Here is a 24,206-nt window from a genome sequence, read left to right on the forward strand (position 1 = left end):
TGTACTTATTATTTTTATCAATGGGTTGTTCTATTGCTCGGTTGAAATCTTGTTAATTGTGTTAATGGGTGTGATTGATTTTGTTTTCATCAGTTTTACAACGTATAGCTAATTGTGTTTAAGGTCAAGTTCATGGTTAATTATCATGCGTAAACGCGATTAACCACGTAATAATCTAAAGTAGTAGAATGATATCAAGGTTCTATAACAGAATACTGTTAATGGGATTTAACAGATGTAACTGGGTGATTTTCGAACTGGCAGGGCGTCAGGTAAAAAAAAGGCTAGCATCGAGTGCTAGCCAAATACAAAAGTTTAGGAAGGGTGTTGCTTTTTCTCTAGGCTAACGTCTGTGACATTAGCCTGAGAAATATTATGCGGAAAGCATGAGTGAATCCGCTTTCGCTTCTAAGTTTGAGTTGCCCATTAAGAAGTCATCAATAGCAATTGCACATTCACGACCTTCGTTGATACAGCGAACGACAAGAGATTGACCAGTGCGCATATCACCAGCAGCGAAAACACCTTTTTGATTGGTCGCAAAACCTTCAGAAGCGACGTTGCCGCGGTCGTCCAGTTTGATATCTAGTTGAGCAAGCACACCTGATGGTTCAGGGTGCAAGAAGCCCATTGCTAGGAATGCCATATCACAAGGGATAACACGTTCAGAGTTAGCGACTTCCTCAAAAGCTGGACGCTCACCTGGTTTCGCATCTTGCCAAACGATGTCAGCGATACGTAGACCCGTCACTTGGCCTTGCTCGTTACCGATGAACTCTTTAGTCAGGATGTTCCAATGACGCTCACAACCTTCTTCATGAGAGGTTGTGGTCTTCATGATCATTGGGTATTGAGGCCAAGGCATATTGGCTGGGCGCTTCTCTGGCGGGACCGGCATGATCTCTACCTGAGTAATGCTTGCTGCTTTATGACGGTTTGATGTGCCTACACAGTCAGAACCCGTATCACCACCACCGATAACCACAATGTGCTTATCTTTTGCGTGAATCTCTTCTGTCTTAAGCTCTAAGTCGTTCGCTCGGCGGTTGTTTTGACCCAGGAAATCCATGGCAAAGTGAACGCCTTTCAGCTCACGACCTGGAATTGGTAAGTCGCGTGGCACCGTAGATCCACCCGTTAGTAACACTACATCAAACTCTTGACGTAACTGCTGAGCATTGACATCAACGCCGATGTGTTGGTTCACTTTGAATTCAACACCTGCTTCTGCCATTAGGTTGATCTTACGATCAATCACGTCCATACCCAGTTTGAAGTCTGGGATACCAAAGCGCAGTAAGCCACCCACTTTCTCGTCACGCTCAAAGACTGTCACAGAGTGACCAGCACTGTTTAGCTGCTCAGCAGCGGCTAGACCCGCAGGGCCTGAACCAATCACTGCGACAGTTTTACCTGTGCGAGAACGTGGTGTTTTCGGTTTTGCGTACCCTTCACGGTACGCCGTTTCGACAATCGTTTTCTCGATATTACAGATGGTGATTGGATCTTGGTTAATACCAAGAACGCAGGCACTCTCACAAGGAGCTGGACAAACACGACCTGTAAATTCAGGGAAGTTGTTGGTGGAGCTTAGAATGTTCCACGCTTCTTCCCAGCTGTCACGGTAAACCGCGTCATTGAATTCAGGGATGATGTTGCCAATCGGACAGCCGTTGTGACAGAAAGGTACACCACAGTCCATACAGCGAGATGCTTGAGTATTGATCTTTTCACCAAACTCTTCGTTAAGTACGAATTCTTTGTTGTTTTCAATACGAACTGACGGGTCAAGCTTCTTTGGAAGCTCACGACCGTGCTCTAAAAATCCAGTAGGCTTACCCATTATACTGCCTCCACTTGTTCCGTTTGTGCTTGTTGTGCTTCAGCTTTACGCTTTTCAAGAACCGCTTTGTAGTCTCGAGGCATGACTTTAACCAGTGATGCAACGCTAGCTTCAAAGTTGTCTAGGAAAGACTGAGCAACTTCACTTCCTGTGAATTCAACATGCTTAGTTAGCATATCTAGTAAAAGATCTTTATCTTCTTGTTCTATCGGATCTAGGTCTACAAGTTCTGCGTTGAGTTTGCTTTCGAAGTCGCCCGCTTTATCCCACACATAAGCGACACCGCCACTCATACCAGCAGCAAAGTTACGACCTGTTGCTCCTAGGATTATCGCCGCACCACCAGTCATGTATTCACAACCGTGGTCACCCACGCCCTCAACAACAACCTTCGCACCAGAGTTACGAACACAGAAACGTTCGCCCGCCATACCGCGAATGAAAGATTCGCCTGATGTTGCACCGTAGAAACATACGTTACCAACAACGATGTTATCTTCGGCAACGATGGTTGACTTCGCATCTGGGTACAGTACCAATGTACCGCCAGATAGACCTTTACCCCAGTAATCGTTCGCGTCGCCTTCTACTTCGAACTTCACACCTTTCGCAAGGAAAGCGCCGAAAGACTGACCAGCAGATCCCGTGAACTTCACGTTCATTGGCTGTGGTAAACCTTGGTCTTTGTAAACCTTCGAGATTTCGTTCGACAGCATGGTACCTGCAGAGCGGTCCGTGTTGATGATAGGGAAGCTCGCATTCACGGCTTCGCCTTTCTCAAGAGCTGGAATTGCAGCTTGAATCAACTTGCGGTCTAGAACGTCTTCTAGGTTGTGGTTTTGTTGTGTCTGGTTGTAGATTCCATCTTCTGCACGCGCCTGCTCGATGTGCAGGACAGGGGTTAGATCGAGGTTCTTGTACTTCCAGTGACCGATGTCATCACGAACTTTAAGTTTGTGCGATTGACCCACCATCTCATCGATAGAGCGGAAGCCAAGTTCAGCCATGACTTCACGCAGACCTTCAGCCATGTATTGGAAGAAAGTGACGACGTCTTCTACGCGGCCGTCGAAACGTTCACGCAGAGTCTTGTTCTGTGTTGCGATACCAACAGGACAAGTATTCTTGTGACACTTACGCATCATGATACAGCCTTCAACCACTAGAGCGGCTGTTGCTACACCCCATTCTTCAGCGCCAAGTAACGTTGCGACTGCAAGGTCTCGTGGTGTTTTCATCTGACCATCAGACTGAACAACGATACGGTTACGTAGGCCGTTTTTCAGTAGTGTTTGGTGCGTTTCCGCTAGACCCAGTTCCCAAGGCAGACCGGTGTGACGGATAGAAGACATCGGAGATGCACCCGTACCACCATCAAAACCTGCGATAAGTACTACGTCAGCTTTCGCTTTCGCTACACCCGATGCAATCGTACCTACGCCAGCTTCTGATACTAGCTTCACGTTGACACGGCCGTTACGGTTCGCGTTTTTCAGATCGTAGATCAGCTGAGCCAAATCTTCGATTGAGTAGATATCGTGGTGTGGCGGTGGTGAGATAAGACCTACGCCCGGAGTTGAGTGACGCGTTGCGCCGATCCAATCATCAACCTTATCACCAGGTAGTTGACCACCTTCGCCCGGTTTCGCACCTTGAGCCATCTTGATTTGTAGTTCATCAGCGTTCGATAGGTAGTAAGACGTTACACCAAAGCGACCAGAAGCCACCTGTTTGATTGCTGAACGTTCCCAGTCGCCGTTTTCTTTACGTTCGAAACGTGCTGGATCTTCACCACCTTCACCTGAGTTTGATTTCGCGCCGATGCGGTTCATCGCAACAGCCAGTGTTGAGTGAGCCTCATGCGAGATTGAACCAAAGCTCATTGCGCCGGTTGCGAAACGCTTAAGGATGTTCTCGATTGGTTCTACTTCTGCTAGAGGAATAGAGCCTGCAGGGTTCTTGATGAAATCCAGTTGGCTACGTAGCGTTGCTGCGTTATCGCCTTGGTCATCGACTGCTTTTGCGTACTTCTTGAACTGACCGTAATCTTTGTTACGCGTCGACTCTTGAAGTAGAGAAATCGTTTCTGGGTTGAATAAGTGCTTCTCACCACGCTGTTTCCACTGGTAAACACCGCCAACATCAAGGATTTGAGCAGGGATTTCACGAGCTGGGTAACCAACACGGTGACGGACCAGTACTTCACGAGCGATGTCGTCGATCGTTAGACCTTGGATACGAGAAACCGTACCGGTGAAGTATTTTTCAACCACTGACTTGCTGATACCAAGAGCTTCAAAAATTTGCGCACCGTGGTAAGACTGCAGTGTCGAGATCCCCATCTTAGAGAAGATCTTCAGTAGACCGCCGTTAACACCTTTACGGTAGTTATCGAAGAACTCACGTGGGTGTACGTTTGGATCGAGCTTCTTCGTACGTTGTAGTTCAACAATCGTTTCAATTACTAGGTATGGGTTAACTGCGTTCGCACCGTAACCGATAAGCGTTGCAAAGTGGTGTGTCTCACGAGCGTCGCCCGTTTCAACCACGATGTCACACTTAGCACGTAGCCCTTTACGGATTAGGTGGTGGTGAACCGCGCCAACAGCCAGCATTGCTGGAATAGCGGCATGGTTAGAGTTAACTGCACGGTCGGTCAGTAGGATGATAGAGTAACCATCAATCACGGCATCTTCTGCGTATTGGCAGATACGCTTAAGTGCGCGCTCTAACTTACCTTGGTCGCCATTTGCTTGGAATACGATATCCAGCGTCTTCGCTTGAAGGTGCTCGTTATCGATTGCACGCAGTTTTTCTAACTCCGAGTTAGACAGTACTGGAGACTCAAGTTCTACTTTTTGACAGTGCTCAGGTGTTTCAGCAAGTAGGTTCTGATCTTTACCTAGGTAAGTGTTCAGAGACATAACCATACGCTCACGAATCGGGTCGATTGGCGGGTTGGTGACTTGTGCAAACAACTGTTTGAAGTAGTTTGAAAGGTGCTGCGATTGGTGAGACAGAATCGCGAGCGGCCAGTCAGCACCCATTGCAGAAAGTGGCTCGTAGCCTGTTTTCGCAAGAGGTAGAATGATTTCGTTGACTTCTTCAGAGCTCACGCCAAACGATTGTTGTTTGTGTAGGAGTTTATCTGGAGAAGGTTGGCTAAATTCGTTGCTCGCATCGGGTAGCTTTTTCAAGCTCAGAAGGTTCTCTTCAACCCACTTTTCGTAAGGCTGTGCTTTAGCAATGCTGTCTTTCACTTCTTCATCAGAAATGATGCGGCCTTGCTCAAGGTCAGCAACAAAGATACGACCTGGTTGCAGACGACCACGGTACTCAACGTTTTCTGGTGCGATTTCAACTACGCCAGACTCAGATGCCATCACTAGGAAGTCATCTTTAGTGACTGTGTAGCGAGAAGGACGCAGACCGTTACGGTCTAGTGTTGCACCGACTTGAACACCATCCGTGAAACAGACAGATGCTGGGCCATCCCATGGTTCCATAACGTTCGCGTGGTACTGGTAGAACGCGCGACGAGTTGGATCCATGTTTTTGTTTTCTTGCCATGCTTCTGGGATCATCATCATCAACGCATGTGGCAGAGTACGACCTGAAAGAACAAGTAGCTCAAGCGCCATATCGAAGTTTGATGAATCCGAACTGCCTTCCTGACAGATAGGCAGTAGCATGTCGATTTCAGCTTGTGTGAACAGATCCGATTCTAGGATTGCTTCACGTGCTTTCATCCAGTTTAGGTTACCGCGAACCGTATTGATTTCGCCATTATGTGCGATGTAACGGAAAGGCTGAGCTAGACGCCAACGTGGGAATGTATTGGTAGAGAAGCGAGAGTGTACCAATGCTAGAGCTGTTACCATGGTTGGGTTTTGCAGGTCTAGGAAGTACTGAGGAACTTGTTCAGTTGTTAGCTGACCTTTGTACACCAATGTCTTGTAAGACATAGAGTTGATGTAGAAGTCATCACCGATATTTGACACGCTTTCTAGGCATACACGAACTGTGTAGTTACGTAGAACATACAGTTTACGCTCAAGCTCTTCTGGTGTGATACCAGGGCCGCCAGAAATAAAAACGTGTTCAAATTGAGGTTCAGTGCTTAGTGGGTCAGCACCAATCATTGAATTGTCAGTTGGAAGTTCACGGTAACCGATCACATCTAACTCAAGGCGTTGTGCATTGCGTTCTAGAATGTCACGACACTGTGCACGTTTGTGTTCATCTTTAGGGAAAAGTACAACACCAACACCATATTTTTCAAAAGATGGCAGCTTAATTCCAAGCTTTACGGCTTCTTCTAGCAAGAATTCGTGCGGCTTCTGTAGCAGGATACCTGCACCATCACCAGAACACGGATCGCAGCCTTGGCCGCCACGGTGTTCCATACGTGCAAGCATATCGAGTGCTTGAGTGACTACATCATGAGATTTGCGATTCTTTAGATGCGCAACAAAACCGATACCACAAGCGTCATGCTCCAATTCAGGAGTATACAGACCCTGTGAGTTCTGCTCTTGATCTACCATAGATACATCCTTCCAGTTAAATCTAGGCGCAACTTCTTTGTATAAAGTTAGCCTTGTCCTTTTATATTTATGGGTCTGAACCTGCCTATGCTGGCGGTTCGAATCCTTTCCGTATCTCGCAGGAAAAGTATTGCGAGAAAAACAATCCTTAGTGATATCCGTTTATTTTTAACCACAAACTAGTGGTTTATATAGGTGAGGAGTGGATATCACCGATTTATCAGCAAATCTTTGTTGTAAGTAAACACTCAAAAATAGCCAATATGTGTAAGTATCCTACAATTTTGTCTAGGCGAATTGCAATGAAAGTTGAGCCATGTAGACCATTTTTTTCGTTTTATTTTGAATTTAATGGCTAACATATGTGCAACATTAGGCGAATATAGCTGATTTTTTGCATGTTTATTGATATTTGTTAGGTCGTTTACGAACGGCTTTACGTAAACTATTTGGTCGAATTTTGCAGGGATGTAATTTTTTTTCAACAAAACGAATATTCATTCTTACTTACAGAGCACTTTGAAATTATGCAACTACACGAACTGGTTAATACTATCGGCCAAGACCTTCAACGTCGTTATGGTGAGAAGGTTCATAAATTGACACTACACGGTGGTTTTAGTTGCCCAAATAGAGACGGAACTATAGGTCGCGGAGGGTGTACCTTCTGTAATGTTTCCTCGTTTGTGGACGAACAAACTCAAATTCAAAGTATTTCTGAACAGCTAAAAGATCGTGCGGGTGAGATTGCTCGTGCCAAGAAGTATCTCGCCTATTTTCAGGCGTACACCAGTACTTATGCTGAAGTGCAAGTACTCAAAAATATGTATGAAGAAGCGCTTAGAGCCCCAGAGGCTGATATTGTTGGTTTGTGTGTCGGCACAAGACCGGATTGTGTTCCAGACTCTGTATTGGAACTGCTAGCGGGGTATGTGAAACAAGGCTATGAAATATGGCTTGAGTTAGGCTTACAAACGGCAAACGACCAAACACTGAAGCGCATTAACCGAGGTCATGATTTTGCGGTGTATGAAACGATCACCCGGCGTGCCCGCGATTTAGGGATTAAAGTGTGTACTCACCTTATTGTGGGCCTGCCGAAAGAAACCAAAGCCGATAACCTTGAAACGTTAAGCAAGGTATTAGCTGTTGGCACTGATGGAATTAAACTGCATGGCTTGCATATCGTAGAAGGCAGCACTATGGCTAAGGCATGGAAAGCTGGCAAGCTCGAAGCCCCAACGTTGGAGGAGTACATTGATATCGCGAGTGAGATCATTCAACGCACGCCAGCGGAGGTGGTCTACCATCGTGTTTCTTCAGCGGCGAGACGCCCGACTCTACTCTCTCCTTTGTGGTGTGAGAACCGTTGGTTGGCGATGACTGAGATAGGTCGGTCGCTTGATAAAACCGGCGCACAAGGCATTAAAACAGGATCTGCATTCAAGTACACTCTGCCTATTCTAAACGCAGTGAGTGGATAGGAACTGGTGACGGTAGGTTACAGCAGATAATCCCCACATTTAGTGGTAACATTTCACGCACTGATTTTATGGCATAGATTGAGAGTAAATGGAACTGGTAATGACTTGGTTATGGGACAGGGCGTATGGCTACGGTATGTATATCGTTATTGTATTGCTGATTGCTCTCATTTGCTGGCATCTCTATTCTCGTTATCAGTCGCATATCGAAACGCTTCTACTTACGACCCCATCGCCACTCTACTTTGTTGATGTGCGAAGTGGCGAAATACTCTATGCCAATCGTCAGGCGATGCAATTGCTCGGTATTCGCCAGGTTGGCGTTCATTTTTGCTTTCCTACTGTAGAAAGTGAAAACAACTTTCGTCACTACTTAACCAATCACATCAACTCTCGAACCTTTGAGCAGGTCTCCCTGTGGGCGCTGTCTGAATTTGAGTCATTTAAGATCAACCTAGTCGGTCGTAAGCTCCATTTTAGAAATAAGCAGACTTGGATGATTCATGCATCACTTTATCAAAATACCAATGAAGATCTGTCTCAAGAAGTGCGTGAGCTTAATATCGCGCGCACGATTTTGGATTCGTTATCTGAGCTTATCTATGTGAAAGATCAAAGGGGGGGACTGGTTGCGAGCAATCGCTCGTTTAAAAAGTTTTGGCATGGCCGTCAAGATGAGGGCTCCTCAAGTATTTCAGGTGGTGCTTTGAAAGGGCGTGTGAGTGAGCGATCTTGGACTACGGACCAAGAGGGAAAAAGTTGCCTGCTTGAAACTTATCAAAGTGTTTTACTATCCCAAGATGGGGAGAGGATTGGAACTTTGTCAATCAGTCACGATGTGACGGATTGGCATGACATGCAGCAACAATTACGCGGTGAAATGGAAAAACGAAAAGATACCGAAGTGGCGCTTGCGCAGCGTGAGACCATTTTACAAAATATCTTGGAAGCGAGCCCTGACGCGATTGGTATTTTTAACGAGAATATGGTTTACCAAGCATGTAATAAGGCTTTTGTAACAGCGCTTGGGATCTCAGATGTGAGCGATCTCATTAGTAAGCGACTGCAGGATGTGGTCCCAAATAGCATATATGCGCGTCTTGCCAATACGGATTATCAAGCTCTTCATCACGGTGAAATATTACGCTTTACCGATACCGTGGTTTCTAGTGATGGTCAGTTTACTTGGTATGATGTGGTGAAGTCACCGTTTAGAGACCCAGTATCAAAAACAAACGGTGTGTTAATCATGGCTCGTGATATTACCGAGCGCTATTTGGCTGAGCAGAAGCTTGAAGAGGCTAATCTTGAGCTTGAACGCCTCAGCTTCATGGACAGCCTTACTCAGGTTTCTAATCGACGCAGTTTTGATGAGCAGTTACTGACATTGTGGGGCTATCATGTTCGTGAAAAGTTACCACTAACCATTATGTTATGTGATATCGACTTTTTTAAAGGGTATAACGATTTTTATGGGCATCAACAAGGTGATGATGCATTAATTCAAGTTTCACAAGCATTTAAGCAGGTGCTCAATCGCTCTTCTGATTTTGTGGCTCGCTATGGCGGTGAAGAGTTTGGTTTTATTCTACCGAATACAACGACAGAGGGTGCGAAGTTGGTGGCGCGTCGTATTCATGATGAAGTCCAAAATTTGAAGCTGGCACATGAGAAGTCGACAGTCTCTGAGCTTCTCACGGTGAGCATCGGTATCATATCTTATATTCCTACGCCAAATGACGATATGGAATCTGCGCTTAAGATGGCAGACCGCGCACTTTACCGAGCTAAATCTGATGGCCGAAATCGTTCGTTTGTATCCTCTTTTTCAATGGATTAATTTTTCCGATTAACGTGCTCGATAAAATCGGTGATTGGGGAACTTATCAATTGTTGGCGAGTTCACCTGATATTAATTAAATAACCTTGATATAACTGTGGCTCTCTTGCTACGTGTGATGTGGCTAGCTTACCTGCTTTCTTCAAACACGCTAGAATGTGGCTAGTCTTAACGCATGGAGCGCTAAATGAAACCCATGAAAAACCTCGCCCAGTATTACGTGGATCTACTTGTCAAACTGGGAATTGTCCGCTTTTCAATTTTACTCGCTCTAGCGCTTGTTGCGCTTGCCGTTGTCGTACAGGTCGGCATCACTCTAGCACTTAACGGTAGTGTTGATGATATCGATATTATTCGTTCAGCCTTTTTTGGTTTGGTGATCACTCCTTGGGCCGTTTATTTCTTGTCCGTGGTCGTCGATCAGTTAGAAGAGTCCCGTCAAAGGTTGGCGAAGTTAGTCTCTAAGCTTGGTGACATGCGTGATAGAGACCAAGAACTCAATAATAAACTGCAACTTAATATCGAAAAGCTTAACCAAGAAATTGAAGAGCGTGAAAAAGCCGAAGAAGCACGGGCTGAAGCGATGCACGATCTCGAAAATGAAGTATTCCAGCGAGAGCGAACTCAACTTGAATTGGCTGAACGTACTGCACTACTGCGTTCGTTTATTGATGCGTCTCCGGACCTTATTTACTACCGGAATGAAGAAGGGGTGTTCTCGGGATGTAACCGTGCGGTTGAAGAACTGACCGGAAAAACAGAAAAAGATCTGGTGGGTTTAACCCCTTGGGATGTCTACAGTAAAGAGATCGCGCAGCAAGTTGTTGAAACGGATAAGAAAGTTTTTACCGACAACCAATCACTGACCTACGACCAATGGTTAGAATATCCTGATGGGCGCAAGAGCTACTTCGAGCTGCGTAAGGTGCCTTTTTATAGCAAAGATGGGCGTCATCTCGGCTTAGTGGGGTTTGGTCGTGATATTACTGAACGTAAAGAGCACCAAGAGTCACTAGAAAAGGCCAGTCGTGACAAAACCACTTTTATCTCCACCATCAGTCATGAACTAAGAACACCGCTTAATGGCATCATAGGCTTGAGCCGTATGTTGTTGGACAGTCATTTGACCACTGAACAGCGTAAACAGATGCAAACCATCAAAGTGTGCGCCGTGACATTAGGTAATATCTTTAACGATATTATCGATATGGATAAGTTTGATCGCCGTAAACTGGAATTATTCCCAACCCCAATAAACTTTGAAGATTTCGTCGTTGAAATTGAGAGTATTTCTGCATTGATGGCAGAACAAAAAGGTTTACGGTTCGATCTTGAACGACTCTCTGATTTACCTATTTCAGTTGAAGTTGATGGTACGCGTCTAAGACAAGTGTTGTGGAACTTGGTTAGTAATGCCATGAAGTTCACCAAAGATGGCGGCGTGGTGATGACAGTCAGTGCGTACATTGACGGTGATTTTGCCGATATCACGATGGAAGTTGAGGATACAGGGATAGGTATTCCAGAAAGTGAAGTGGATAAAATTTTCGCGATGTACTATCAGGTGAAATCGGGTTCTGACAATTTGCATGCCGTGGGAACAGGGATTGGTCTTGCGGTCTCTAAGCAACTTATCAATATGATGGATGGCGATATTAATGTCACCAGTGAAGAGGGTTTTGGCAGTACCTTTACGGTTTCTATTCGCGTGCCAGTGAATCACGATACTCAGGCGCTGATTAAGAAACCGAGAAAGCAATCTAACCTTAAGATCTTTATGGTAGAAGACATAGAACTTAACATTACGGTTGCTCGTTCTCTGCTTGAAAGTTTGGGTCATGAAGTCACGGTGGTAATGACAGGGCAAGAGGCACAAATTGTTTTCAATCCTGACAATTATGATTTAGTGCTGCTGGATATCCAACTGCCTGATATGACTGGTTTCGACATAGCTCAGTATTACCGAGAGAAATACAGCAAGCTACCACCTTTAGTCGCTTTAACAGCGAATGTTTTAAATAATAAACATGAATATCTACAAAAAGGAATGGATGAAGCGATCAGCAAGCCGCTATCGGTGAAAGCGATCCAAGACGTTATCGCTAAATTTATTGAGAACACATCTGAGGTGCTAGAAGAAGATCAGGTTGTTAAGCCGATTGTTTCTTCGATTGATCCGACTTTGCTTGATATTGATATGTTAGAGTCTTATGTTGGCATTGTGGGGACGAAACCGGTTCTCGATAGCATTGCGATGTTTGAAGATATGATGCCGGAGTATATGGAAATATTGAACTCTAACATGGTCGCCAAAGACCAAGCTAGTATCGTTTCTGAAGCGCATAAGATTAAAGGTGCAGCCGGTTCTATCGGCTTGAAACGAATACAACAAGTGGCCCAGAAAGCTCAATCACCCGATATGCCAGCGTGGTGGGAGAATATCTCGGATTGGGTCGATGAAATTAATAATGAATACCAAAATGACATTGAAGTGTTAAAGAGTTGGTTAAATCAAAGGTAGAAGAATCATGAAAAAATTAGCATTCGTCGCATGCATTTTGGCGTTAGTCGGCTGCTCTGCCCCACAAGTAGAGTGGCAGCAAGATAATCAAGTTGAAGTATCTGAAGCGACCGTCACCATGAAAAGTAACCTTTGGCACAGCAAGATGCCAACGATCGAAGAGGCTCAAGATAAGACACTATACGGTTCTATCTACCTAGAGTCTGACTCACAACTTCCAGCGACGCTTGCAGTTGAGAGTGTTACGGTTAAGCAGGGGGCGGATACCTTGTTGGTCACCGCCGACGATCTTGATTTAAAAACTCACAGTGAAACTCAATGGGAAGTTGCTTTTGTATGGCAGTTAGAGATCGACAGCGAAAAGCCAGTAGACGTAGCCGTTGAGCTTAAAGACGGTGAAATTGTGAAGTGGCTGGTCGAGAAAAACGTTAAGGTGGATACGGTTTACTAAAAACTGATTCAATTAAGAATAATAAAAAGGGAGAATGCGTTGGCATTCTCCCTTTTTTATCACTATTGATTTTACGCTTCGATTGTTAAAAACACTGACTGGTTAGCAATGCTAACCAGTGAGAAGTTCAATCGACTTAGTCTTCTAGGTCACCACAAAAGCGGTAGCCTTCACCGTGAATCGTTGCGATGATTTCTGGTGTACCAGAAACTGATTCAAAGTGCTTACGAATACGACGGATTGTTACGTCTACAGTACGATCGTGTGGTTTAAGCTCACGACCAGTCATCTTCTTAAGAAGGTCTGCACGTGTTTGGATTTTACCTGGATTCTCACAGAAGTGAAGTAGAGCTCGGAACTCTGAACGAGGTAGCTTGTAGCCTTCGCCATCTGGGCTAACCAAAGAACGGCTGTTGATATCGAGTACCCAACCGTTGAACTCATACTTCTCAACAATACGTTTTTCTTCTTGAACAGAGCTTGTGCTCATTGAACGGCTAAGAAGGTTACGAGCTCGGATAGTCAGTTCACGTGGGTTGAAAGGCTTAGTGATGTAGTCATCTGCACCAATTTCAAGGCCAAGTATTTTATCAACTTCGTTATCACGACCCGTTAAGAACATAAGCGCTACGTTTGCTTGTTCACGCAATTCACGCGCAAGCAATAGGCCATTCTTGCCAGGCAGGTTTATGTCCATAATAACAAGGTTAACTTGGTTGTTAGATAGCACTTGGTGCATCTCTTCACCGTCGCTAGCCTCAAAAACAGCATATCCCTCTGCTTCAAAAATACTCTTTAGAGTGTTACGAGTTACTTGCTCATCTTCAACGATCAGAATCTGCGGGGTTTGCATTTGGCGGTACCTAAATTTGTGACGAAACTGTGTTAGTAGAATAAATTCTAGGCAAAAAAGTAACATACAGGTAATAGAATTTTGATGATAACGTAAAGTTTTCAAAAAAACACTTACTTCTAGCTATCTGCCTTCCTTGAAGTATTGCCCAATAACGTAGATCCAGTACGCCTTTTAATCATTCTTTTAGTAATTGCAGAGGATTCTATAATGTTAACAGCATGCTAACAATACGAGAATGTTAATTCCATTCACTTTGTTGATTTACATCAATTGCCGTATCGCAACAAACTTTAATAGTATGGCTACAACTCAACCAATGTTATGGTGAGTATTTAGTAATAAAAAAAGAATGATTATTCGATATGGTTCTCACCTGCTTTTCGGTTAAACACAAGAATATGAACGAATGGGACTGAAAGCTGTCTTTAAAATTTAGTAGATAAATATGCTCAATCAATGGTGATTCTCTATTGAATTGAGCGTGGAACCATGGGAAAGGGATTAATTTTAATAACATATAAATGTATCGAGGCGCATCTGACTTAACAGGTAACGCTTCACTCACGGAGGATATATGCACGATATAACACCCGACTTGTGTGATGAGTTTGAAAGCAAACTCACATTATTGAACATACCATTGCAGAATTTTGGTCAACGTGGTGCGTTCTGGGGGGAAATTGTAACCGTTCGTTGTTATCACGATAATTCCAAGGTTCGCGAGGTTTTAGAGAGTGAAGGCTGTGGAAAAGTGCTTGTTGTTGATGGCAATGGTTCGTGTCAGAGAGCGCTATTTGGTGACCAATTGGCGATTCTCGCTATAGAGAATGGTTGGGAAGGTGTGATTGTGAACGGTGCAGTGCGAGATGTTGGGATGATGTCTCAAATGGATCTTGGTGTGCAGGCACTTGGCACATCACCATTTAAAACCGAGAAACGTGGAGTGGGGCAGGTTAATGTGACTCTTTCTGTGCATAATCAGCTGATTCAGCCAGGTGATTACATTTATGCTGATTGGAATGGGGTCTTAATTTCATCTGAATTGTTAATTGAAGCTTGAAGGTTTAGACGTAATGTCATTGGATTGGTTAGTCGATATAAACTTTAGAGTTAAGACGCAATCTACGGTTTTATCCATAATAGCTCGACCAAATTAGAATCTAAACCCTAATCCGACTTCAACACCTTGCTGCCATTCTTCATAGTCAAGGGTGGCATGCAAATCTAGATTTTCGGTCAGTTGCACTCGGCTTGATATCTCTGCGGCAACTGAATTTTCTCTGTCTTCGGAATCATCTTTATAAGTATGCAGGGAGCTGTTGAACGAGATCCTATCTGAGAGTTGATAACTTACGCCACTCAAAAAACCATTTTCATTTTTAAGTGAAGCGCTATTGATTCGTGTACCGACATAAAGATCAACATCAGAAAAGAGTCGATAGGAATAGCCACTGTCTATTTTCCATGTATCAAAGCTTTCACCAGAGGCGTTCTGTGTTGAGATAAAGAATTTATGATAAGAGTGGTCTATTGGGTTCGCCAGCAGAGGTAAGCTATTGAATCTGGGGAGGCTATTCGCAGAGCAAACAACAGGTGCAATAAAGGACAAAATAATAAGTAGCCTCTTCACTTTATCACTCCTGATACCCTTGTTATTGTTTTACGAGCCCCGTCGTTCAATTAAAGCACAATAACGGTACGTTTGCTGTGCAATTGGTGCAATATTTTATTAGGGCGATATGTGTCATCGTGACCTATTGGTTGTTGACTCAATCGTGCATCTGGAATGGGACGTTTATATCGGGTGTTTTACCCCTGAAATGATGGTTTGCTCTGAAAAATGATGCGAATGTAAAAAAGATGCAACTTTTCATTGACGTCTGGTGGTAAAAATTGGTACACGTAGAGTAAAGCACAAACAGAGAAATTGATATGCAGCACGTAAGCCCACTAGTAATGACCACCACCATTATTATTACCGACATTTACATTGTTGGGGCAGGCTGCTAAGTAACATATTTTAAAAAAAAGGCCTGTATCCAACAAGATACAGGCCTTTTTTTGTACCATTTTTATGACTTATGGAGAAAGGGATGCGCGTTTTAAAGTTTGGAGGTTCATCATTGGCTGATGCTGATCGTTTTTTACGAGCGGCTGATATTATCGCCAATAATGCCCAGCAAGAAGAGCTAGCCGTTGTACTATCGGCTCCAGGAAAAACAACCAATAAGCTAGTTGCTGTAATTGAAGCAGCATTAAAAAATGGTGAAGCAGACGCTCAAATTACAGAGATCGAATCCTCATTTTCGGATCTGTTTACAGAGATTCAAACGGTATTGCCAGCGGTTGATGGGGCTGCGTTTCAAGAGCAAGTGGATACGTCTCTTGCTCAACTGAAACAGTTCGTGAATGGTATTAATCTACTGGGCATGTGCCCCAATCACGTCAATGCTCGAATCATCAGTAAAGGTGAGCGAATCTCAATCCAGTTGATGAAAGCAGTCCTTGAAGCAAAAGGCCAACCAGCAAGCCTGATTGACCCAGTTCAATACCTATACGCTAAAGGTGATCACCTTGAAGCGATGGTTGATGTGGATGTCTCGACTCAGAACTTCCGCCAATCGCCACTTCCACAAGGTCATGTCAACATCATGCCGGGTTTTACTGCTGGTAATGAAAAAGGCGAGTTAGTGACACTCGGACGTAATGGTTCTGACTACTCGGCTGCGGTTCTTGCTGCGTGTCTACGTGCTGATTGCTGTGAGATCTGGACAGATGTAGACGGTGTTTATAACTGTGACCCGCGTTTAGTCGATGATGCTCGTCTTCTTAAATCATTAAGCTACCAAGAAGCGATGGAGCTTTCTTACTTTGGCGCTTCGGTACTACACCCGAAGACTATCGCTCCTATCGCACAATTCCATATTCCTTGTCTGATCAAAAACAGCTTTAACCCGCAGGGAGCTGGGACTTTGATTGGTCAAGATACTGGCGAAGATAACCTTGCGATAAAAGGTATCACGACGCTTAGCGACCTAACCATGGTTAACGTATCAGGCCCAGGAATGAAGGGTATGGTAGGCATGGCGAGTCGTGTATTCGGTGCGATGTCTTCAGCCGGGGTTTCTATCGTCCTAATTACCCAATCTTCTTCAGAGTACAGTATTAGCTTCTGTATTGAATCGGCTGATAAAGTGAAAGCCAAGCAAGTGTTGTCCGATGCGTTTGAACTTGAACTAAAAGATGGCCTATTGGAACCGGTTGAGTTTATGGATGATGTGGCAATCGTGACGCTGGTGGGAGATGGTATGCGCACTTCTCGTGGCGTTGCTTCTCGATTCTTCTCTTCTTTGGCTGAAGTGAATGTCAATATTGTTGCTATTGCTCAAGGATCATCTGAGCGTGCGATTTCTGCCGTGATTCCTGAAGATAAAATTTCAGAAGCGATTAAAGCGTGTCACGAGAACCTCTTTAACTCTAAGCACTTCCTTGATGTATTCGTTGTTGGTGTTGGCGGTGTGGGCGGTGAGCTTGTTGATCAGATCCAACGTCAACAAAGTAAATTGGCTGACAAAGGTATCGTGATTCGCGTCTGTGGTTTAGCAAACAGTAAAGGCTTGTTGCTAGACAGCGACGGGCTACCACTCGAGCAGTGGCGCGACCGCATGTCGAGTGCGACGGAAGAATTCAGCCTAGCGCGTTTAGCGGCTCTGGTTCAACGTAACCACATCATCAATCCTGTATTGGTCGACTGTACATCTAGCGAAACCATCGCTGCACAGTACGCAGACTTCCTAGCGTCTGGTTTCCACGTAGTCACACCCAATAAAAAAGCCAACACAGCAAGCATGGCTTATTATCATCAGCTTCGTGAAGTTGCACGTAGCTCGCGTCGTAAGCTGATGTATGAGACAACCGTTGGTGCAGGCCTTCCCGTCATTGAAAACTTACAGAACTTAATTTCTGCGGGAGATGAACTTGAGAAGTTTAATGGCATTCTGTCTGGCTCATTGTCTTATATCTTCGGAAAGTTGGATGAAGGTATGACGTTAAGCCAAGCAACCAATATCGCAAAAGATAACGGCTTTACTGAGCCTGACCCTCGTGATGACTTATCCGGAATGGATGTAGCGCGTAAGCTGCTCATTTTGGCTCGTGAAGCGGGCATGGCACTTGAGTTAGAAGATGTAGAAGTCGATCAAGCACTACCACCGGGTTTTGATGATTCAGGCACGGTTGAAGAGTTTATGGCTCGCCTACCAGAAGCGGATGCTTACTTCCAAGAGCAGGCAGCAATCGCGGCAGAAGAAGGCAAAGTACTTCGTTATGTTGGCGAAATCGCGGCAGGTAAGTGTAAGGTTCGTATCGCTGCTGTTGATGGCGATGACCCAATGTTCAAGATTAAAGATGGCGAGAACGCGCTGGCATTTTATAGCCGTTATTACCAACCGATCCCTCTCGTACTTCGTGGCTACGGTGCGGGTACTGAAGTAACAGCAGCCGGCGTATTCTCTGATGTGATGCGTACTCTTGGTTGGAAATTAGGAGTTTAGGAATGAGTTCAAGTGATATGGATGTTGTCGTTTATGCTCCTGCATCAATCGGTAATGTAAGTGTAGGATTTGATGTGCTGGGGGCCGCAGTGTCTCCTGTGGATGGTACACTGCTGGGCGACCGAGTTATGGTTAAAGCTGGTGATGAATTATTCTCACTTAAAACAGCAGGCAGCTTTGTTTCTAAGCTGCCAACTGAAACCAAAGAAAACATTGTCTACGATTGCTGGGTGGTGTTCTCTCGAGAGCTTGATAAAAAAGGTGTTGCGCTCAAGCCTTTGGAAATGACACTAGAAAAGAACATGCCTATCGGTTCTGGTTTAGGCTCAAGTGCATGTTCAATTGTCGCGGCACTGGATGCGCTAAACCGTTTTCATGGCCAGCCACTGAATGAAACTGAACTGCTGGCTCTAATGGGTGAAATGGAAGGTAAGATTTCAGGCGGTATCCATTATGATAACGTTGCACCATGTTATCTTGGTGGTGTGCAGTTAATGCTCGAAGAGTTAGGTATTATTAGCCAAGAAGTACCGTGTTTTGATGATTGGTACTGGGTAATGGCGTATCCGGGGATTAAGGTTTCAACAGCAGAGGCGCGCGAGATCTTGCCTTCTCAGTATCGTCGTCAGGATGTGATTGCCCATGGCCGTCATCTAGCCGGCTTTATCCACGCGTGCCACTCTGGTCAGCCGGAGCTAGCCGCGAAGATGATCAAAGACGTGATTGCCGAACCATATCGTGAGAAACTGCTGCCAGGGTTTGCTGATGCGCGTAAATACGCAACCTCAGCGGGAGCACTGGCGACGGGGATCTCCGGTAGTGGTCCAACGCTATTTAGCATTTGCAAACAACAAGATGTCGCCGAGCGTGTTGCACGCTGGTTAGAACAAAATTACGTACAAAATGAAGAAGGATTCGTCCACGTTTGTCGCCTAGATAAGCAAGGTTCGATCGTTACAGGAAGTGAGTTATGAAGCTGTACAATATCAAAGAAAATGATGAACAAGTCTCTTTTGGCCAAGCCGTTCGTCAAGGTTTAGGTCGTAATCAAGGTCTATTTTTTCCATCTGAACTGCCAAGGTTTGATGATATCGATGCGCTGCTAGCAGAGGACTTTGTCCCTCGTAGCTCAAAGATTTTGTCTGCATTGATTGGTGATGAATTACCAAAAGAACAGGTTGATCAATTAGTGGATGCGGCATTCCAATTCCCTGCGCCGATCAATCAAGTGAAAGATGGTGTTTACGCACTGGAACTGTTTCATGGCCCAACACTCGCATTTAAAGACTTTGGCGGCCGCTTTATGGCTCAATCGTTAGCGGCGGTTTCTGATGGCGGGCAGATCACGATTCTTACAGCAACATCGGGTGATACTGGCGCAGCGGTTGCGCATGCTTTCTACGGCATGGAAAACATCAATGTCGTGATCTTATACCCGAAAGGTAAAATCAGCCCACTACAAGAAAAGCTATTCTGTACGTTAGGTAAAAATATTCATACCGTCGCCATTAATGGTGATTTTGATGCGTGTCAGGCTCTGGTTAAAGAGGCGTTTGACGATGCAGAGTTGCGCAAAGAGATTGGCTTAAACTCTGCAAACTCAATCAATATCAGCCGTTTGATGGCTCAGATCTGTTACTACTTTGAGGCGGCTTCTCAGCTGACTAAAGCGCAACGTGACAACCTCGTGATCTCTGTTCCAAGTGGTAACTTTGGCAACCTAACAGCAGGCCTATTAGCGAAAGCGTTGGGCTTACCGGTTAAGCGTTTCATTGCAGCAACCAATGAAAATGATACCGTTCCTCGTTATCTTGAAACAGGGCTATGGGAGCCAAAACCAACGGTTGCAACGACTTCAAATGCAATGGATGTCAGCCAACCAAACAATTGGCCTCGTATCGAAGAGCTTTGCCAACTGAAAGGTTGGGGCTTAGATACTTTGGGTAAAGGTAAGGTATCTGATGAGCAGAGCGCAGAGTCCGTTCGCGATCTAAAAGAACAGGGCTACCTATGTGAACCACATGGTGCAATTGCTTACCGTTTATTGGAAGAGCAGCTGCAAGAGAACGAAACCGGCATCTTCTTATGTACGGCACACCCAGCTAAATTCAAAGAAGTGGTCGATGATATCTTAGGTACAGATATTGAATTGCCTGGCCCACTGGCTAAACACGCTGCGATGGCGTTGTTGTCTGAAGATTTAGACAATGATTTTGAAGCGCTAAAAACCGTGCTTCGTCGAGTTCAGCCGTAACGTCCATCGAATAAATAAAAACGGCGCTCGATGAGCGCCGTTTTTGTATTCGAATCTAAGTTCTAAAAATTATAGAGACTCAGTAAAAGTACGAGCGATAACGTCACGTTGTTGCTCTGGTGTTAGTGAGTTGAAACGCACTGCGTAACCAGAAACACGAATCGTTAGCTGAGGGTAGTTCTCTGGGTGAGCAACAGCATCTTCTAGTGTTTCACGCTTAAGAACGTTAACGTTTAGGTGTTGGCCACCTTCGATGCGTGGAGCTGCTTCAATTGCTACTTCGCGGCTTTCGTAGTCGCCTAGGTCTGCTGCTGAGATAACTTGGTCAGCTTCGAAGCCTGCTGTAGCAACAACACAACGAGCTTCATTCTTTTCGCTGTCTAGTAGCCAGATTGAGTTTAATAGGTCATCGTTTGCTGCTTTAGTAATTTGAATACCTTGGATCATAACTATCTCCTAGTCCACTGAATGTGGTTTGATTATGGTGTTAACTTTCGATTTTTATTGAGCTGGGTAATATATACCTAATACCCGCAAGGTTAACATTGATTTAAGTCAAAAAACAACCAAAAACCATATTTTTACAAAGGTAATTATATTGAGGTAAATCAATAAAACCTTTGAAAACAAAACAATTACAAAATATTTTAAAGTATAAAAAATATTTAACAGCCAAATTTGTTGTAAGTTTACTACATTTGTTGTGTTTTTATTGAACTACAATCGATACGGCCCTTTATTTAACCAGCATTCTGAAAGTGTAAAGTGATTTAATGACAAACAATCGTTCATCCTCAAAACCTGAAACCAAGATTAAGTTTATTGGCGCTCATGTATCGGCAGCGGGTGGTGTTGATCAGGCGCCGATGCGTGCGCGTGAAATTGGCGCCAATGCGTTCGCACTGTTTACTAAGAACCAGAGACAATGGGCGGCAAAACCGCTAGAAGCCAAGACCATTAGTGCCTTTAAAGCCAATTGCAAAATGTTAGGCTTTGGTGCTGAGCACATTCTTCCTCATGACTCTTACCTGATTAACCTAGGAGCACCAGAAGAAGATAAGCTAGAGAAATCACGCGCTGCTTTTATTGATGAAATGGAGCGTTGTCATCAACTTGGATTAACGCTTTTGAATTTTCATCCAGGGAGTCATTTAAAGAAAATCTCAGAAAGCGAATGTTTGGCTAAGATTGCTGAATCGATCAACTTAGCTCATCAAGCGGTGCCTGACGTTATCGCCGTGATTGAAAATACGTCAGGGCAGGGGACTAACCTAGGTTGGAAGTTTGAGCACCTAGCTGAAATTATCGATCAGGTAGAAGATAAGTCACGTGTGGGTGTGTGTTTAGACACTTGCCATACGTTTACGGCTGGTTACGACTTACGTACTAAAGAGGCGGGTGAGCATACTTTTGCTGAGTTCGACCGCATCGTGGGTATGCACTATCTAAGAGCAATGCACATCAATGATTCAAAAGCTGAGTTCGCGAGCCGAGTCGATCGACACCATTCTTTAGGAAAAGGCGAAATTGGCTGGGATTGTTTTGAGTATATTGCCTCTGATTCGCGCTTTAATGGTATCCCTCTTATCTTGGAAACTATTGATTCGACGATCTGGAAAGAGGAAATTCAACAACTTAGAATGTTTCATCGCTCAGCAACGCTAGCGAGCGAAGAAGCGTAATAATAGAGGGGAAAATTTATTTCCGTCTCTTTCTAAAAATTGGCACCTTTCTTTCATAGTATTAAAGTGAATATGTAGTTCACGATGTCTTAGAGGAGGTGCCTTTATGTATTCAATCACCCAAACTTCAACTATTGCTGTCGCACGCCGTTTACCAACACCAAACCGTCATGTGCATAACCATGGTCACCATCGTACACAGCAGAAAAGTGGTTAATCGAGATAAACACAACTTGAACTGATTATTATGATTCATCAACAAGTGAACCCTACACATCATGTTTATTGATAGCGGTATGAGGTATAACTAGAGCCTTATTTAGGACCGTTAGCCGATACCGCTATTTTTTTGTCTGGCAAAAGATCCCCCTAAAAACCTTGATGATTGGGAAGTAAAACGATGAGCGCACCAAAGACTTGGGAATCCATTATTAGTGATGAACGTGAAAAAGAGTACTTTCAGAGTGTGCTGGCGTTTGTTGAACAGCAACGCAATAGTGGTAAAACCGTCTATCCTCCACAGGAACAGGTGTTCAGTGCCTTCGAGGTGACGCCTTTTGAGTCGGTGCGAGTGGTTATTTTAGGTCAAGACCCTTATCACGGTGCCAACCAAGCTCACGGTTTAGCATTCTCCGTGCTGCCTGGTGTTAAAATTCCGCCTTCGCTGCGTAATATGTACAAAGAACTCGCTCAAGATATAGAGGGCTTTGAGATCCCTAATCATGGATATCTTGATGCATGGGCGTCACAAGGTGTGTTGATGTTGAATACGGTACTGACGGTAGAAGAGGCCAAAGCGCACTCACATGCAAAGTGTGGCTGGGAACATTTTACTGATGCGATCATCGCTGAGTTGAATCAACGTTCGGAACCGGTCATTTTCTTGCTTTGGGGAGCACACGCTCAAAAGAAAGGCCAAGTGATTGATACGAACAAGCACTATGTCTTGGTTGCGCCTCATCCATCGCCATTATCTGCACGCCGTGGCTTCTTTGGTTGTCAGCACTTCTCAATAACCAATAAGCTGCTTTCTTCGCTTGATCAACAACTTATCGATTGGCGGTTACCAACAGAACTGTAGATCGATGGTTTTCTGAGCAGGGTCAAACCATAAATAAGCATCTTCGTATACACTTGTAAACAGTAGGTGTAATGGAGTGCAATACTATGATGATTGAAAGGATAAGACGAGAACATGGCTATATGGCTCGTTTGCTTGCGATTCTCAATAATAAATTAGAGTGTCTAAAACAAGAGCATGAAATAAACTATAGCTTGATCGCGGAGGTGGTTCACTATTTGATGAATCATTCGGAAAAGGTGCATCATCCTAAAGAAGATGTCATTTATCGTTATTACCTCAAGCAATATGGAAGTGACCAAGTCATTGAAGACCTGGAGCTAGAGCATCAATTGCTTTCGGAAAAAACGGCCGACTTTTTGGCTTTAGTCGATATGATCCTCCAAGATGCAGTCGTGCCTCAGCAAGTGTTTATTGAACAGCTTGAAGCCTTTGTTGAGGCGCAGCGAAAGCACATGGAATTTGAAGAAAAGCATGTACTGCCAATGATTGTTGAGTCATTTACTGTTAAAGATTGGCAAGAGGTCGAATCGCAATGGCTTCAACCTGAAAACGACCCCGTCTTTGGAGAGACGATTGCCGATCAATACCGTCAGCTTGCAGCCCGTGTGCGACAAAATGAACAAGAGTGTGTTTAGTCTATAAGCACCGTTAGTATGAGTATTGAAGCACCTCTATGTAGAGGTGCTTTTTCTATTCGTCATTTTATACTCACTCGTCCTTTGTCATCGATCATTGGCGTTCAAAAAGACGCTTTGAATCGGTGAGCTAGCCCAGATATTAAAAAGGCACCGATATAGGTGCCTTTTACTATCTAATTTCTTATCGTGCTGATTAAAGCTTTATATCGTCAAGGTCGAAGTCAAGACCTAGGTTCATCTCTCTCAGCTCTTTCTCAAGCTGCCTACGATCATTGATGGCTTCGATTTCACGCCACTTATGCTTGAGTGGTTTTGAGCGTGTTTTTTGAGTTGATCGAGGCATTTCTAGTTCTGATATTTCATCGAATTGAAAGCTATCCATAAGCCATATCTCCTTCCGTGGGACTCGTGCTTGCGAGCTAATAAATATCATATTTAGGCTCACAATAACCT

General features: G+C 44.4%; 17 protein-coding genes and 1 other annotated feature. Of the genes, 11 read left to right on the forward strand and 6 right to left on the reverse strand.

Annotated elements, in window-relative coordinates; genetic code table 11:
• Positions 1-373: 373 nt before the first annotated feature.
• The gene (locus L4B77_RS01550) at positions 374-1,843 is read right to left on the reverse strand and encodes a glutamate synthase subunit beta (RefSeq protein WP_261838871.1); all 1,470 of its coding nucleotides are present in this window, start codon (positions 1,841-1,843) and stop codon (positions 374-376) included.
• Positions 1,843-6,390, reverse strand: a complete 4,548-nt coding sequence (gltB, locus tag L4B77_RS01555) for a glutamate synthase large subunit (protein ID WP_261838872.1) — start codon at positions 6,388-6,390, stop codon at positions 1,843-1,845. Before gltB ends, L4B77_RS01550 begins: the two co-directional genes overlap by 1 nt.
• 527 nt (positions 6,391-6,917) lie before the next feature.
• On the opposite strand from gltB, the gene mnmL reads away from it, so the two are divergent.
• From mnmL to L4B77_RS01575, 4 genes are all read left to right on the forward strand, one after another.
• Positions 6,918-7,874 (forward strand): tRNA modification radical SAM protein MnmL/YtqA, encoded by a 957-nt coding sequence (gene mnmL / locus L4B77_RS01560; protein WP_429748205.1) that lies wholly within the window; start codon positions 6,918-6,920, stop codon positions 7,872-7,874.
• Positions 7,875-7,962: 88 nt separating this feature from the next.
• Positions 7,963-9,714 (forward strand): GGDEF domain-containing protein, encoded by a 1,752-nt coding sequence (locus tag L4B77_RS01565; protein WP_429748206.1) that lies wholly within the window; start codon positions 7,963-7,965, stop codon positions 9,712-9,714.
• Between the two features lie 187 nt (positions 9,715-9,901).
• Positions 9,902-12,235, forward strand: coding sequence for an aerobic respiration two-component sensor histidine kinase ArcB (arcB, locus tag L4B77_RS01570; protein ID WP_261838875.1), 2,334 nt, complete (start codon positions 9,902-9,904; stop codon positions 12,233-12,235).
• Positions 12,236-12,242: 7 nt separating this feature from the next.
• Positions 12,243-12,686, forward strand: coding sequence for a hypothetical protein (locus tag L4B77_RS01575; protein WP_261838876.1), 444 nt, complete (start codon positions 12,243-12,245; stop codon positions 12,684-12,686).
• Positions 12,687-12,822: 136 nt separating this feature from the next.
• Here L4B77_RS01575 and arcA read toward each other — a convergent pair whose 3' ends face one another.
• Entirely contained in the window at positions 12,823-13,539 is a 717-nt protein-coding gene (gene arcA, locus L4B77_RS01580; RefSeq protein WP_261838877.1) for a two-component system response regulator ArcA, read from the reverse strand.
• 577 nt (positions 13,540-14,116) lie between these two features.
• Between arcA and L4B77_RS01585 the strand changes: the two genes are divergently transcribed.
• Positions 14,117-14,602 (forward strand): putative 4-hydroxy-4-methyl-2-oxoglutarate aldolase, encoded by a 486-nt coding sequence (locus L4B77_RS01585; RefSeq protein ID WP_261838878.1) that lies wholly within the window; start codon positions 14,117-14,119, stop codon positions 14,600-14,602.
• A 93-nt stretch (positions 14,603-14,695) separates the two neighbouring features.
• On the opposite strand, the gene L4B77_RS01590 is transcribed toward L4B77_RS01585, so the two are convergent.
• On the reverse strand, positions 14,696-15,172 hold the full coding sequence (locus tag L4B77_RS01590; protein WP_261838879.1) for a ribonuclease regulator: 477 nt from the start codon (positions 15,170-15,172) through the stop codon (positions 14,696-14,698).
• Between the two features lie 315 nt (positions 15,173-15,487).
• Positions 15,488-15,606 (forward strand) — a sequence feature (Thr leader region).
• Between the two features lie 29 nt (positions 15,607-15,635).
• On the opposite strand from L4B77_RS01590, the gene thrA reads away from it, so the two are divergent.
• From thrA to thrC, 3 genes are read left to right on the forward strand one after another with little or no spacing between them, the layout of a single operon-like run.
• Positions 15,636-18,095, forward strand: coding sequence for a bifunctional aspartate kinase/homoserine dehydrogenase I (thrA, locus tag L4B77_RS01595; RefSeq protein WP_429748207.1), 2,460 nt, complete (start codon positions 15,636-15,638; stop codon positions 18,093-18,095).
• A 17-nt stretch (positions 18,096-18,112) separates the two neighbouring features.
• A complete protein-coding gene (thrB, locus tag L4B77_RS01600) occupies positions 18,113-19,069 on the forward strand; it encodes a homoserine kinase (RefSeq protein ID WP_429748212.1) in 957 nt (318 codons plus the stop codon).
• Complete coding sequence (gene thrC / locus L4B77_RS01605; protein WP_261838881.1) at positions 19,066-20,349, forward strand: threonine synthase; 1,284 nt, start codon at positions 19,066-19,068, stop codon at positions 20,347-20,349. Before thrB ends, thrC begins: the two co-directional genes overlap by 4 nt.
• A 69-nt stretch (positions 20,350-20,418) precedes the next feature.
• On the opposite strand, the gene grcA is transcribed toward thrC, so the two are convergent.
• Entirely contained in the window at positions 20,419-20,796 is a 378-nt protein-coding gene (gene grcA, locus L4B77_RS01610) for an autonomous glycyl radical cofactor GrcA (RefSeq protein ID WP_261838882.1), read from the reverse strand.
• Between the two features lie 326 nt (positions 20,797-21,122).
• Between grcA and nfo the strand changes: the two genes are divergently transcribed.
• The 3 genes from nfo to L4B77_RS01625 all read left to right on the forward strand — a co-directional run bounded on the left by nfo (position 21,123) and on the right by L4B77_RS01625 (position 23,750).
• A complete protein-coding gene (gene nfo / locus L4B77_RS01615) occupies positions 21,123-22,031 on the forward strand; it encodes a deoxyribonuclease IV (RefSeq protein WP_429748208.1) in 909 nt (302 codons plus the stop codon).
• A 400-nt stretch (positions 22,032-22,431) separates the two neighbouring features.
• Positions 22,432-23,112 (forward strand): uracil-DNA glycosylase, encoded by a 681-nt coding sequence (ung, locus tag L4B77_RS01620; protein ID WP_429748209.1) that lies wholly within the window; start codon positions 22,432-22,434, stop codon positions 23,110-23,112.
• 86 nt (positions 23,113-23,198) lie between these two features.
• Positions 23,199-23,750: a hemerythrin domain-containing protein gene (locus tag L4B77_RS01625; RefSeq protein ID WP_261838885.1), complete on the forward strand. Its 552-nt coding sequence runs from the start codon at positions 23,199-23,201 to the stop codon at positions 23,748-23,750.
• Between the two features lie 196 nt (positions 23,751-23,946).
• Here L4B77_RS01625 and L4B77_RS01630 read toward each other — a convergent pair whose 3' ends face one another.
• The gene (locus L4B77_RS01630; protein WP_429748210.1) at positions 23,947-24,135 is read right to left on the reverse strand and encodes a DUF3545 family protein; all 189 of its coding nucleotides are present in this window, start codon (positions 24,133-24,135) and stop codon (positions 23,947-23,949) included.
• Between the last annotated feature and the right edge of the window lie 71 nt (positions 24,136-24,206).

It is taken from the genome of Vibrio minamisatsumaniensis (assembly GCF_050337445.1).
Classification (GTDB): Bacteria; Pseudomonadota; Gammaproteobacteria; order Enterobacterales; family Vibrionaceae; genus Vibrio; species Vibrio artabrorum.

Coding starts and splice junctions, on each gene's coding strand:
- arcB (WP_261838875.1), top strand. CDS start 9,902: ATGAAACCCATGAAAAACCTCGCCCAGTATTACGTGGATCTACTTGTC.
- thrC (WP_261838881.1), top strand. CDS start 19,066: ATGAAGCTGTACAATATCAAAGAAAATGATGAACAAGTCTCTTTTGGC.
- L4B77_RS01575 (WP_261838876.1), top strand. CDS start 12,243: ATGAAAAAATTAGCATTCGTCGCATGCATTTTGGCGTTAGTCGGCTGC.
- arcA (WP_261838877.1), bottom strand. CDS start 13,539: ATGCAAACCCCGCAGATTCTGATCGTTGAAGATGAGCAAGTAACTCGT.
- L4B77_RS01550 (WP_261838871.1), bottom strand. CDS start 1,843: ATGGGTAAGCCTACTGGATTTTTAGAGCACGGTCGTGAGCTTCCAAAG.
- gltB (WP_261838872.1), bottom strand. CDS start 6,390: ATGGTAGATCAAGAGCAGAACTCACAGGGTCTGTATACTCCTGAATTG.
- L4B77_RS01625 (WP_261838885.1), top strand. CDS start 23,199: ATGATGATTGAAAGGATAAGACGAGAACATGGCTATATGGCTCGTTTG.
- grcA (WP_261838882.1), bottom strand. CDS start 20,796: ATGATCCAAGGTATTCAAATTACTAAAGCAGCAAACGATGACCTATTA.
- thrA (WP_429748207.1), top strand. CDS start 15,636: ATGCGCGTTTTAAAGTTTGGAGGTTCATCATTGGCTGATGCTGATCGT.
- thrB (WP_429748212.1), top strand. CDS start 18,113: ATGGATGTTGTCGTTTATGCTCCTGCATCAATCGGTAATGTAAGTGTA.
- L4B77_RS01630 (WP_429748210.1), bottom strand. CDS start 24,135: ATGGATAGCTTTCAATTCGATGAAATATCAGAACTAGAAATGCCTCGA.
- ung (WP_429748209.1), top strand. CDS start 22,432: ATGAGCGCACCAAAGACTTGGGAATCCATTATTAGTGATGAACGTGAA.
- mnmL (WP_429748205.1), top strand. CDS start 6,918: ATGCAACTACACGAACTGGTTAATACTATCGGCCAAGACCTTCAACGT.
- L4B77_RS01565 (WP_429748206.1), top strand. CDS start 7,963: ATGGAACTGGTAATGACTTGGTTATGGGACAGGGCGTATGGCTACGGT.
- nfo (WP_429748208.1), top strand. CDS start 21,123: ATGACAAACAATCGTTCATCCTCAAAACCTGAAACCAAGATTAAGTTT.
- L4B77_RS01585 (WP_261838878.1), top strand. CDS start 14,117: ATGCACGATATAACACCCGACTTGTGTGATGAGTTTGAAAGCAAACTC.